Source organism: Methylobacterium sp. DB0501, assembly GCF_011043735.1.
GTDB classification, from domain to species: domain Bacteria; phylum Pseudomonadota; class Alphaproteobacteria; order Rhizobiales; family Beijerinckiaceae; genus Methylobacterium; species Methylobacterium alsaeris.
The window spans coordinates 21,891-34,337 of the sequence record NZ_JAAKGV010000038.1 but is presented as its reverse complement, the minus strand read 5'-3'; the positions used below and the strand labels follow the sequence as shown (position 1 = coordinate 34,337).

Sequence of the window (12,447 nt, the reverse complement as noted above, 5' to 3'; positions counted from 1 at the left end):
CGGGCATCGAGCCGTCGGTCGGCAGCGTCGGCGACTCTTACGACAACGCCTTGGCGGAGACGATCAACGGCTTGTTCAAGGCGGAGGTGATCCACCGGCGTGGCCCCTGGCGCTCCTTCGAGGCGGTCGAGTACGCCACCCTGGAGTGGGTCGACTGGTACAACCACCGTCGCCTCCTCGCGCCGATCGGCAACGTCCCTCCCGCCGAGGCCGAAGCGCGCTATCATACCCACGTCGGCGACCAAGCCATGGCCGCCTGACCCAAGACAATCAGCCTCCGAAAAACCCGGAGCGGTTCAGTCGCGGCTCAGACAGCTTGACTGATGAGGCGAGCGAAGGGTGACCGGCGGGTCGACGCGACGGTCTCACCCGCCAGCCGGTCGACGATCCGGCCGATGTTGAGGGTGGCGGCGGTCAGCACGTGCTGGAGGTGGACCCTGGCCAGCCCGAGCTAGCGGGCCCGCCGCAGATGCAGGGTCCGCACGCCCAGCGACAGCGTCCCTTCGATGCCTGCCCGCCAACGGTACTGCTCGGCAAAGGCCTCGTCGACCTCTCGCGCTCGCGCGGTCTCCGACGCGGCGTGTTCCTCGCATCGACGCGGCGTGAGCAAACGGCGCGGGGCGCGTGTACTGGCGAGCAACAGGTCGGCATCGACGTAGCCGGTATCGACCAGGTGCGTGTCGGGGAGAAGATCGTGGGCTGCCAGGTCGGCATGGATCGACCCGAGTGCGTCGCGGAAGGCCAGCCACTCCCGCAGGATCGATGCTTCGTTTATGACGGTGCAGCATACGGCGGCGTAGATCATCGCAGCCCCCTTCGATCGTCTCGGAATCGCGCCTGCGGCCCCCACGACGAATGTCCGCCTGCAAGCGTCACCGCACGGTCGGGTGAGGCTCTATTGGACCAGCTTGCCCAGCTCGCGGCCGAGTTCCAGGAGGACCATGTCCACGAGGCGGAGCAGGAAGGGCTTGCGCGCCGTCGCGATCACCTCGCGCGCCGAGATGCACAGCTCGGCCGCCCTATCGAGAGGATGCATGTCCGGGAGATGCATATCCGGGAGATCCTGGGCGATCGACGGAGCCTGGCCGTCGAGCTTGCTGTTCGTGATGTCGACGATGACGCCCCGCGCCCGCATCGGGCGCCCCTGCGCATCGTGGTAGTAGCGGGCGCGGACCAGGGCCCACTTCTCGACGCCCTCCTCGGGCTGCGTCCGATACTCGGCGACCAGGATGCCCGTTCCCTGCATCGCGCCTCGGATGGCATCGTTCATCCAGTCGCGGTCACCCGGGTGATGTCCGGACACGAACATGTCGAGGCTGCAGCCCGAATAGCTGGCCGATGCGGAGTCGATCCCATACAGGCTCGCGACGATGTCGTCGCAGTAGATCCGGTCGTTTGGTATATCCCAATCCCAGCTGCCGACAGCTTGCGGAATATCGACGAAACGCGGCCGTAAATCCTCTTCGGTAAGCAATCTTCCCGATGCGCCCATGTGGCCCCCATGCCGGCGAGAACGATCGATCATTCAGGACGTCACTGAATATACCGCCGTCGGATGGCTGTCTTCAAATTTTTATCTGTGGCAAGTCGGGCAAGCTCTGCCGACAATCGAAAATATATTGAAATTTTGTCGCGACTTAGCGAATGGTGAGTGAAGCGTGCCTAGGCTGAGGAGGAGGCGCAACTATCTGGTGTGCCAGCGTTTGGGGCGCAGCCGTCGATGGGATGCGAATACAACCATAGGGTTTGCTGATCGTAACATGCGTTTAGTCGGGTTGCGTGCCTGCCAGATCGCGACGGGATTTTACGTTTCAGACGATCGGCGCGTGCGCTGCAGGTGCAAGGCGATCGAATCCGGCGAGGATTGTCGCGGTGACGAGAGCAGGACCACGGCTGTCATGCGGTCGACTGTCCGCCGGCCCTGCTCGTCTGCGAAAATCCATCGTTTTCCGGTAACGAAAGTCGATGTCCTCGCGCCGGTCTCTGCGTCCGCCGCGGGCAACGACGCGGGTGTGGCAGGGCGCGCGGCGGCGCCCTGCCCGGCTCGCGCCCGTCAGGCGGCGAGAGCGCGGCTCTCTGCCGCGGGCTCGGCGGAGGCCTGCAACGCGTAGACGCCGTCGCCGGCCCAGTGGCTCGCGGGCACCAGCGCGACCTCGAGCGTCACCTCGCCCCGCGCCCCCGCCCACAGGGAGGACGGCAGCACGGCGCTGCCGTTCGTCCAGCGCCAGAGGTCGCCCGCCTGCCCCTGCACGAAGCTGAAGCCGGTCGCTAGGGCCGGATCGTCGAGCGCGACGTCGCGGGAGAAGCCCAGCCCGTCGCGCACCGACAGGCCCCGCAGCGGCACGCCGAGGCGGCGCCGGTCGCCCGACCTCGCATCGAGCAGGTAGGGGGTGTAGGTGCGCGACATCAGCTGCAGGCTGCGCGTCCCGGCAGGGAGCGCGAAGCGGGTGACGTCCCCGCTCGCGAACGGCCGGATCACCGCGCCGTCCGCCACGAGGTGCAGGTCGGGATCGCGGGAGATGATCCAGCCGAGCGCGCCCGCCCGGGTGGCGAGCTGGGCGCGCACCGCCGCGACGAGCGCGCCGCCCTGCACCAGGGGGCGGCAGAAATCGGCGTGGCTGCGGGGCGCGAAGTCGGGGTGGAGCGTCACCGGGTCGCTGCCGTTCTCGAATCCGGAGCGCACGCCGGTGTCGAGGAAGCTCTCGGCGGGCAGGCCCTCGGCGAGGAGGACGTCGTGGCCGTCGAGCTCGACGTGCCAGTAGGTGACCTCGTCCACTGGCACCTGGGCGATGGTGGCGCCGTTCACCAGGTGCTTGATCGGGATCAGCACCTCCGCGAGGACGCTCACGCAGACGGCATGGTCCGGCGAGAGCCAGAGGTCCCGCTGCGGCAGGCCTTCGCCGAAGGCGCCGGCCAGGACCCGCACCGGCCAGACGGCGTGGGGGTCCCGGTGCCGGTCGCAAGCGACCCGGCGGCGGCCGATCCAGCGCACCGGGCGGTGCGCGCCGGCGGCGGTCAGCACGAGATCGCCCGCCGCCAGCGCCTCGACCGGAACGTCGCCGTTCGCAGTGCGAATCAGCGTGCCGGTGGCAAAGCACGGGGTGTTCGGCCCGACCGGCGCGGTCACGTTGGCGGTGGTGACGGGGGTCAGCACGCCGAGGACCGGCGCCGCCACGCCAGACACGCCGATCGTCACAGGCGTGACCAATCCGCCGCCGGTCACGTTGAAGTAATAGACGTAGTCGTCGTTGTCGGCCGGGCTGTAGCCGAGATAGGTTCCCGTCGCCCCGACCGCCGTCACGCCGGCGAGGTTGAGATTGACGCCAACCGTCGAGTTCGGCTGATCGATGCTTCCATTGATGGTGACTGGCGTCGCGCCGGAAAGAAGGTTCGTTCCGGTGAAACCTCCGGCTGCATAGAGCCCGGTAGTTGCCTGACTGGCGTTGAAGACTGTGTTGTCGAAGGTGACGGCCACAGCAATTCCCCCATGTGGTTGGCCCGGCTATCAGCGCAACCTCGAGTTGAGGTGTCAAGCCGAGAACACGCAGCTTGGCGTTGTAGTTGGGAGAAAAAATCGCGTGTTGCGAGCAGGTCACAATCCTCTCGGCCGCGGCCGGAGCGTCGGCGGCCAGATGCGCTCGCCGGAGGCCGACAAAGCGCAGGAGTCTAAATCTGGGATTGCAAAAAAATTTTTGTGCAACCAACATGGGCCAACCCACCGATCCGGGCCACGCAGACGTCGTCGCTTGTGCGCACGTCGCCGCACCCTGGTTCCGCACAAATAGTCTTGCATCAGAGAGTTCACAAAAGGAACTCGCATGTCCGCATTCGGTACAGAGACAGCCATCATCAGTCTCGGCGTGTCGTGCCAGACGGCGTGGCAGATCGATCGACACGTCGATCTCCTGTCTGATCTGCTCGGCGAGCCGCTGGTGAAGGCGACCGGACCGTTCGACTGGCTGATCATGCCGCCGGCGAGCTTCGCCGGCTGGATGGCCGCGGGTGGGCTTTTCCCGGACCACCCCGGGGAGATCGTGGTCCATCCGAATTTCTACTGGCCCCGGCACAACCTGCATTTCTGGCACGAATTCACCCGGGACGACGTGGTCGCCCTCGACGAGACGTTCGCGCAGACGAAGACGAAGTTCGCCTACCTGCTCGACAGGTTCTCGGGGCTGAAGACTTTTCGACGCTGCCTGATCTTCGTCTCGAACACCCAGTCGAACCTCGACGAAGTGGTGCGCGTCTCGCCGACGATGAACTTCCATTTCGGACGCGAGGCAATGGCGGCGTTGACGCAGGCGGTACAGGACACGATCGGACCGGCCGGCGAGGTCCATTTCGTCACCGACCGCGACGGGACGGGCGCCGATCCGGATCCCGCCTACCGCATCCACCGGCTCGACCACGACAACCCGCACGTGCTCGGCGACGACGCGGCCTGGGCGGCGGTCTTTCGCGCCGCAATCCGCCCGCGGACGGCATCCGCCCGCGAGGCCGCCTGAGCGCCGTCAACGACCCCCGCACTTCCGACCATTGCCCTCCTCCCGCTCGGAACGGATGCCCTCCCCATGATCGAGAGACCGCTCACCATCGTCGTTACCGGAACTGTCGAGGACCGGCTCAACACCAATGCGGCGATCAGGACCTACGTGGCGCGAGGTTTGCGCGATCTCGGACCGCACGCTGTAGTTGTGCACGCAATCGGCTGCGAGGCGCTGGCGGGGCTGCGTGGGGCCGACCACGTGAAGGCCGATCTGGTGCTGGCGGTGGGCGGCGTCGCGGTCGATGCGAGCAACCTGTGCCGCTTGCGCCGCTTCGCCGACCGGGCCGGGGCGGTCCTCGCCTTCTGGCTCCACGACGATCCCTACGAGTTCGACTACGCCTTCCGCCTGCGCGGCATCGCCGACATCGTGTTCAGCACCGACCGCTGGGCGGCGATGCATTACGGCGACGTGCCAGCGGCGCACCTGCCCCTGGCGGCCTGCCCGCACACCCATCTGCGGCCGGTCGATCGGTCGGCCCCGCGCGATCTCGCGCTGTTCTTCTGCGGCTACGCCTACCAGAACCGCATCGATTTCCTGCGCGAGGGTGCGCCCCTGCTGCGGCGCCACCGCACCGCCGTGTCCGGGGACCAGTGGCCGCAGGACCTGACCTTCGCCCGCAACGAGCGCCTGTCGCCCTCGGCCTTCGCCGAGACGGCGGCCCGCGCCCTCCTCACCCTCAATATCGGCCGCGATCTCAGCATCGCCAATGCGCGGTACAACCTGGCGCCCTCAACTCCAGGACCCCGAACCTTCGAGGTCGCCCTGATGGGCTCGGCGCAGCTCTTCGTCGCCGAGAGCCTGGAGGTGCTCGACTACTTCGAGCGCGACCGTGAGATCATCCTGATCGACGGCGCGCGCGACCTCGAGCGCTGGCTCGAACGGGCCCGCGACGAGCCCGACGCCCTCCTCGCCGTGGCGGCCCGCGCGCAGGAGCGGGCCCTCAGCGAGCACACCTACGCGCAGCGGGCCGAGACGCTGCTGGGCGAACTGCGCCTGCTCGGCCTGCTGCCGCGCCGCGGCGCGGCGCCGGGGGCGCCGCCCCTCGCGATCGCGGCCGAGTAGGCGTCGAACCCGAAGCGACGAACCGAAGACGACGAAGCGAAAACCGGCCGATCCGGCGCGGCAACGGGCGGGCGCAACGCCCGTCCCGGCCGCCACACCATGGGCACGTCATGAGCATGACATTCCGCGTTCTCGTGCTGGACACCGCGGCGCAGACGCACAACTCCTACATCGCGCTGGCGATCGTCGACGCGCTGCAGCGTCACCCGGCGGTGGAGTGGGTGAGCCAGGCCGATTACGGCAACGCCATCGATCTCTTCAGGCGCGGGGGCTGCGACACCGTCCTGGCGCTCGGCGGGTCCGGCGGCGACCTCGCGGTGCTCGGCCGCCTCTGCGCCATGGCGGCCCGCTCGGTGCTCTGGACCACGGAGGATCCCTACGAGCTCGAGGAGAATCGGCGCGTCGCCGCCCCCTTCGACCTCGTCTTCACCAACGATCTCGGCGTCCTGCCCGCCTACGGGGCGAACGCGCACCACCTCCCGCTCGCGGCAAGCCGCCTCTTCCACGACCTCGCCCCGATCCGCGACGACGACGCCTTCCTGTACGACGTCTGCTTCGTCGGCACCGCCTGGCCCAACCGGGTGCGGACGATCAACCGCATCATCGACGGGCTCGACCGGCCGCTGCGGATGAAAATCGGCCTGCCCACCAACCCGCACCTGCCGCCGGTGGTGCTCGGCGACGGGTCGCTCCTCACCAACTGGCGGGTGCCGAATCCCGAGCTCGCCCGCATCGCCAACCGCAGCCGGATCACGCTGAGCCTGGAGCGCAAGTTCTCCTCCGCCCGGGCCGACCAGGCGAGCGGCACGACGCCGCCGCCCCGCCTGTTCGAGAACGCGCTCGCGGGCGCGTTCCAGATCGCGCTCGGCGGCCGGGCCGAGGCGACGCGCTACTTCACCGAGGGCGAGATCGCGGTCTGCGACAGCGAGGACGACCTGTTGTCGGCGATCGCCTGGGCGCTCGACCACCCGCAGGAGCGCATCGCCATGGCGCAGGCCGCCCGCGTGCGGGCGAGGGCCGAGCACCTCTACGACCACCGCGTCGCCGCGATCCTCTCGGCGCTGACCGGCGTCGCCGCCCCGGCTCCCGCGCCGGCCGGCCTGCCTGCGGCCCGCAAGCGGGTCCTGCTCGTCACCCACAACGTGGCCGGGTATCGTCCCGGCGGCGGGGTCGAGGTCTACCAGCAGGAGCTCGCCGAGGGTGCGACGGCCTTCGACGTCTACACCCTGTATCCCCGGGTGGTCGACGGCGCCGCCGCCTACACGCTGATCGCCCACCGCACCGGCGAGCAGCACCTCTACGGCGTTCCCCACGCCGCCGGCCTGGAGACCCTCCACGACGCCGCGCACGAACGGGTCTTCGAGCAGATCCTGGTCGAGAACGACATCGACCTCGTGCATTTCCAGCACCTGATCGGCATGCCGCTCTCGCTGCCGCTGATCGCCCGCGCCTGCGGCGTCCCCTCGCTCTACACGCTGCACGATTTCTACCTCGTCTGCAGCCACTTCAACCTGCTCGACTATCGCGGCGGCTACTGCAACATCGCCGGGCGCTCGCCGACCGAGTGCGACATCTGCCTCTCGGCGAAGGGCATCCCGGCCGGCGCGCAGCAGCGCCGCCGCAACTTCGTCGCCCGGATGATCGAGGCCTTCGACGTCCTGGTCGCCAACTCGCCCTTCACGGCGAACTACCTGCGGGCGATCTACCCGGAGGTGCCGGCGGAGCGGGTCAGGATCGTCGAGATGCTGACGCCCGCGAGCCACGGGAGGCTCCCGGCTGCGGAGAGGCCCCCGGACGGCACCGCCCTGCGGGTCGCGGTTCCCGGCAACTTCACCCGGCCGAAGGGGGCGGACGCGATCCTGCGCGTCCTCACCGCCCTGCGCGACGAGCCGGTGGAGTTCCACATCCTCGGGGCGATCCCCGATCCGGACCTCGACCGGCACCTGCGGGCGCTGGCCCTGCCGCGTGTGACCATCCGCGGCGGCTACGCGGCGCAGGACCTGCCGCGGCTGATGGCCGGGATGGACGTCTCGCTGCACCTGTCGACCTGGCCCGAGACCTACATGATCTCGCTCAACGAGGCCCGGGCCGCCGGCGCAGTGCCGGTGGTCTCGGATCTCGGCGCGCCCGCCGAGCGGGTGCGGGACGGAATCGACGGCTTCAAGGTCTCGCCCGACGATGCCGGCCACGTCTGCGACATCCTGCGCTCCTTGAGCCGCGACCGCGAGCGCCTGGGGGCGATGCGCGACGCCGCCTCGTCCTGCCGCAGCGTGTCGCCCGCCGAGCACGTCGCCGCGCTCTCAGGCGTCTATCGCGGGCTGATCGCCGGGAGCCCCGTCCGCCCGCCCGCGGTGACGCTCCGCCCGGAGCGCGACTACATCCTGAGCCTGCGCGCCTGCGGCCTGCGCACCAACACGCCGTCCTGGGTCCAGGACGGCAGCGGCTGGGACGCGCCGCCCCACCGCCCGGCCCGGGAGGCGCACGCCCATACCCTGTGGCGCACCTTCCCGGCGCGCTTCGCCCATCTCGCGCGCCTGGAGCCGGCGCACGACCCGGTCCGCCTCAGCATCGACGCCGTGCGGGGCGACCACCAGCCGGCGGAATGGCCGCTTGTCACGCTGCGCCGCGCCCTCTCGCTGCGGGGCTGGGCCTTCGTCGAGGGACGCGGGCGGCCGCTCGACGTGATCCTCCACCTCAAGGGCGAGGCCCGGGAGATCTACGCGGTGAGCCCGCCGGTGGCGCGCGGCGACGTCCGGGCGCATCTCGCCGCGCCCGAGGCCGAGGCGAGCGGCTTCGCCTTCGATCTCGACCTCCACGACCTGCACCCGGGCGTCTACGCGGTCCGCCTGCTGCAGGTCTACGACGGCGTCGTCGCCGATCTCGGCCCCCTCGGGGAGGTCGCGGTGACGCGGGGCGAGGCGCAGGCGGGCCCCCGAGACCCTACCCGAGACCCTGCCCGTGGTGAGGCGCCGGTCCCGGATCCCGACCCGACCCGCGGGGCCGGATACGTCCGCACGGTCCGGGGCGACGGCGCGATCACCCGCTACGATCCCGGAGCCGCCGCGCCGGACGGATCGCTCGGCCTGGAGGGCTGGGCGGCGGACCGAGCCGGGCGGCGGGTGCTGCCGGGCGTCGCCCTCGGCCTCCTGCAGCCGGGCACGACCCCGGTCTGGATCCGGGCGACGCGCTGCCGGGCACCCGCCGCCCTCACCGCCGCCGACCCGCTCCTCGCTTTCGGGGGATTCCGGGCGCAGGTGTCGCCCGGCCTCGCGGCGCCCGGCCTGTACCGGGTCGTCGTCGCCCAGTCGGACCGCCGCGAGACCCTGCTGCACGAGACCGGGCAAGCCGTGCTGATCCGCCCCGATCGCGTCGTGGTGCCCTGCGGGACGGCACCCGTCGCCGAGGAGGCCGACCGCGCGCCGCCGGAGCACCGGATCGCCCTCGACGAGGTCGAGACCGGACCGGGCGACGCGGCGGAGGGCGACCGCCACCTCTACCTGCGCGGCTGGGCCTGGGTGCCAGCCTTGGGCGGCGCGGACCGGATCGCGCTCGACCTCGTGGGGGCGCAGGCCTCGCTCCGCGCCGGGCTCTCCCGGATGCGGCGCGACGACGTCGCCGAGCATCTCGGCGTTGCCGAGGCGGCGTGGGCGGGCTTCGAGGCCCTGGTGCCCTGCGGGGCGCTGCCGCCCGGCCGCTACGCAGCACGGCTGCGCTACGGCGCCGGCCCGGACGCGGCCCTGCTGCCGCTCGACCTCGTCCTCGACCTCGCCCTGCCGCTTGCCGCCTGAGGTCCCCCTCAAAGCCCCGCCTCAACCCTCGCCCCGCGCTGCCCGAGAGAAGACAGGACCATCCGCATGACCATCAGCGTCCACAAGGCCCGGCACGGGCTCCTCGCGCATTACGCCGAGGACCGCGTCATCGGCCGATCCCTGCGCCATTACGGCGAGTGGGCCGAGGAGGAGATCCACCTCGCCTCGCACTTCGTCCGGCCCGGCGACGTCGTGCTCGACATCGGGGCGAATGTCGGCAGCCACGCGGTCGCGTTCGGCCGGATGGTCGGCGAGACCGGCCGGGTGATCGCCATCGAGGGGCAATCCCGGGCGAGCGACGTGCTCGCGCTCAATATCCGCCTCAACGGGATGGACCGGATCACCCGGATCGAGGGGCTGATCGGGCGCGAGACCCGGGTGATGCGCCTCGACGCCGCCGCGCAAGGGGGGGCCGACAATCTCGGCTGCGTGTCGTTCCGCGGCGTCGTCGGCGCGCCGGAGACCGAGCGGCCCGCCCTGCCGGTCCCGCTCTTCACGGCGGATTGCCTCGCCCTGCCGGCCTGCCGGCTGATGAAGATCGACGTCGAGGGGATGGAACTCGACGTGCTGCTCGGCGCGACGAGCACCATCGCGCGCCACCGGCCGGTGATCTACTTCGAGCAGACGAGCCCGGTGAATTTTTCCGAGATCGTCGCCCTCCTGACCGGGGCCGGCTACGGCCTGCGCTGGCACGTCGCCAACCCGTTCAACCGGCGGAACGCCAACGGCGACCCTCTGAACATCTTCGGCGGCACCTGCGAGGTCAACGTGCTGGCCGTCCCTCAGGAGCACGCCTGGGCGCTCCCGCCCGGCCTCGCCCTGCCGCCGGTCGAGGGCGACCGCTACGACCCGCCGCCGAGCCCGACCGGCCTCGACGGCTGGAGCCTGCCGGAGGACGCCTATGCCACCCTGCCCCCGGTGCTCCACCGCGCGATGATCGCGCTGCCGGAGCCGGAGGGCTTCGTGTCCCGGCACGATCACGACCAGCTCGAGCTGCGCTTCCGCGATCTCGAGCGCGACCGGATCAAGGCGCAGGAGATCATGGATCACCAGGCCCGGATCATCGCCGGGATGCAGGCGACCGCGCCGGCGACGGTGCAGGTCGCTGCCCGCCTCGCCGGGGAGCTCGAGCCCGCATGATCCTCGCCGAGCCCCGCCCCGCCGCGGTCGCCGCCCGCGACATCCTGCTGATCGGCCACAGCCACACCCAGTGCATCGTGGCGGCGCTCCAGGCCCGCGCCGCCCCGGTCGGCTGGGGCATGATCGGGCTGCCCTCGGGCGGCAGCCCGGTGGTGGCGACGGACGACGGCATCCGCCTCGACCCCGCGATCGAGGCGGACCTGCGCCGCCGCATCGGTCCGGGCACGCTGTGCATCTCGACGATCGCCGGCAACGCCCACAACGTGCTCGCCCTGATGGCGACGGAGCCGCCCTTCGACTTCCACATGCCGGGGGAGACCGGATCGCTCCTGCCCGGGGCCGAGCCGATTCCCTACGCGACCATCCGGCTCTCCGTCCGGCAGATCCTCCACGAGGGCGACCTGTCGATGCTCTACGCCACCCAGGCGGCGGTGCCGGAGCTGCGCTTCCACATCGAATCGCCGCCGCCCTTGCGCGACGAGGCGCTGATCCGCGCCAGGATGGACCCGTACTTCCTGGAGCGCCATCCCGCGGCGCGGGTGGCCGATGCGCGGCTGCGGCTGAAGATGTGGCGGCTGCACTCCACCCTGTTCGCCGAGGCCTGCGAGGCACTCGGCCTCACCTTCGTCCCGGCGCCGAAGGCGGCGATGGACCCGGACGGCTTCCTGCGTCCCGAACTCGCGCACCCCACCAGCTCGACCCACGCCAACGAGGCCTACGGCGCGCTCGTCGCCGACCAGATCGAGAGGCTCGCCCGATGAAGCATCCCTACGAGCAGGCGCCGCCCTACACCAAGTGGCGTCACGCCGTGGCCGCGCCGGCGGCCGGGGCCGTCGATCCGGGGATCGGGTTCCCGTTCCGCCTGAGCCGCCGGGACCGGGTCGCCACGGCGGGAAGCTGCTTTGCCCAGCATATCGGGCGCGCTTTGCGCGCCCGCGGCTTCTCGCACTACGTCGCCGAGACCCCCCACCCCTTCGTCGCCAACGTGGCGGGTCCTTGTGCCTACGACCAGTTCTCGGCCCGCTACGGCAACGTCTACACCTCGCGGCAGATGCTGCAGCTCGTCCAGCGGGCCCTCGGCCTGTTCGAGCCCGCCGACCGCGCCTGGTCCGGGCCGCTGGGCAGCTGGCACGACCCCTACCGCCCGACCGTGCAGCCCGGCGGGTTCCTGTCGGTCGAGGAACTGGAGACCGACCGGGCGCGGCACCTCGCCTGCGTGCGCCGCCTGATCGAGGGGCTCGACTACCTCGTCTTCACCCTCGGGCTCACCGAGGCCTGGGTGTCTGCGGTCGACGGCGCGGCCTACCCGCTCTGCCCGGGCGTCGCCGCCGGCCGGTTCGATCCGGCGCAGCACCTGTTCGTCAATCTCGGGGTCGACGAGATCGTGGCCGACGTCGAGGCGTTCCTGGCGCTGATCACCGCGGTCAACCCCGCCGCCCGGCTGATCCTCACCGTGTCGCCGGTGGCGCTGGCGGCGACGGCCGAGGACCGGCACGTGCTCGCCTCCAACACCTATTCCAAGGCGGTCCTGCGGGTCGCGGCGGAGATCCTGGCGCGCCGGCACCCGGAGACGATCGGCTACTTCCCGTCCTACGAGATCATCACCGGCATCCAGAGTCGCGGGGCCTACCTGCTCGACGACCTGCGCTCGGTGAGCGACGAGGGCGTGGCGCAGGTCATGGCGAGCTTCGCCCGCAACGCCACCCGGGAGGCCGAGCCGCCGCCCGCCGCCGCCCCGCCCGTCCCGCAGCAGGACGTCCTGTTTCGCGACCTCGCCCGCCTGATCGCGGCGGAATGCGACGAGGCGATGCTCGGCGCCTGACGTTCCGCACCGATCGCGGGCAAATCGACCATCACGGATTCTGCACGCAACGACCCACGGGGGCACA

At 70.9% G+C, this 12,447-nt stretch carries 10 protein-coding genes; 7 read left to right on the top strand and 3 right to left on the bottom strand.

The features are described 5' to 3' along the window. Window positions 1–260, top strand: a 260-nt coding sequence (locus G4G93_RS33160; RefSeq protein ID WP_165091556.1) for an integrase core domain-containing protein, incomplete at its 5' end; no start/stop codon positions are given. A 191-nt stretch (window positions 261–451) separates the two neighbouring features. Here G4G93_RS33160 and G4G93_RS33155 read toward each other — a convergent pair. From G4G93_RS33155 to G4G93_RS33145, 3 genes are all read right to left on the bottom strand, one after another. Beyond that, complete coding sequence (locus G4G93_RS33155; RefSeq protein WP_165091555.1) at window positions 452–805, bottom strand: hypothetical protein; 354 nt, start codon at window positions 803–805, stop codon at window positions 452–454. 90 nt (window positions 806–895) lie between these two features. Further along, window positions 896–1,525 (bottom strand): PAS domain-containing protein, encoded by a 630-nt coding sequence (locus tag G4G93_RS33150; RefSeq protein WP_165091554.1) that lies wholly within the window; start codon window positions 1,523–1,525, stop codon window positions 896–898. 528 nt (window positions 1,526–2,053) lie between these two features. After that, window positions 2,054–3,475, bottom strand: coding sequence for a Hint domain-containing protein (locus tag G4G93_RS33145; protein ID WP_165091552.1), 1,422 nt, complete (start codon window positions 3,473–3,475; stop codon window positions 2,054–2,056). Between the two features lie 343 nt (window positions 3,476–3,818). Between G4G93_RS33145 and G4G93_RS33140 the strand changes: the two genes are divergently transcribed. The 6 genes from G4G93_RS33140 (at window position 3,819) to G4G93_RS33115 (ending at window position 12,380) form a co-directional block, all read left to right on the top strand. After that, the gene (locus G4G93_RS33140) at window positions 3,819–4,505 is read left to right on the top strand and encodes a hypothetical protein (protein ID WP_165091550.1); all 687 of its coding nucleotides are present in this window, start codon (window positions 3,819–3,821) and stop codon (window positions 4,503–4,505) included. 66 nt (window positions 4,506–4,571) lie between these two features. After that, complete coding sequence (locus G4G93_RS33135; RefSeq protein ID WP_165091549.1) at window positions 4,572–5,609, top strand: glycosyltransferase; 1,038 nt, start codon at window positions 4,572–4,574, stop codon at window positions 5,607–5,609. A gap of 116 nt (window positions 5,610–5,725) precedes the next feature. Then, window positions 5,726–9,397: a glycosyltransferase gene (locus tag G4G93_RS33130; RefSeq protein ID WP_165091547.1), complete on the top strand. Its 3,672-nt coding sequence runs from the start codon at window positions 5,726–5,728 to the stop codon at window positions 9,395–9,397. A gap of 66 nt (window positions 9,398–9,463) precedes the next feature. Then, entirely contained in the window at window positions 9,464–10,558 is a 1,095-nt protein-coding gene (locus tag G4G93_RS33125) for an FkbM family methyltransferase (RefSeq protein ID WP_165091546.1), read from the top strand. After that, complete coding sequence (locus G4G93_RS33120; protein WP_165091544.1) at window positions 10,555–11,319, top strand: hypothetical protein; 765 nt, start codon at window positions 10,555–10,557, stop codon at window positions 11,317–11,319. The genes G4G93_RS33125 and G4G93_RS33120 overlap by 4 nt, the downstream gene beginning before the upstream one ends. Next, entirely contained in the window at window positions 11,316–12,380 is a 1,065-nt protein-coding gene (locus tag G4G93_RS33115; protein WP_165091543.1) for a GSCFA domain-containing protein, read from the top strand. Before G4G93_RS33120 ends, G4G93_RS33115 begins: the two co-directional genes overlap by 4 nt. Window positions 12,381–12,447: the final 67 nt, after the last annotated feature.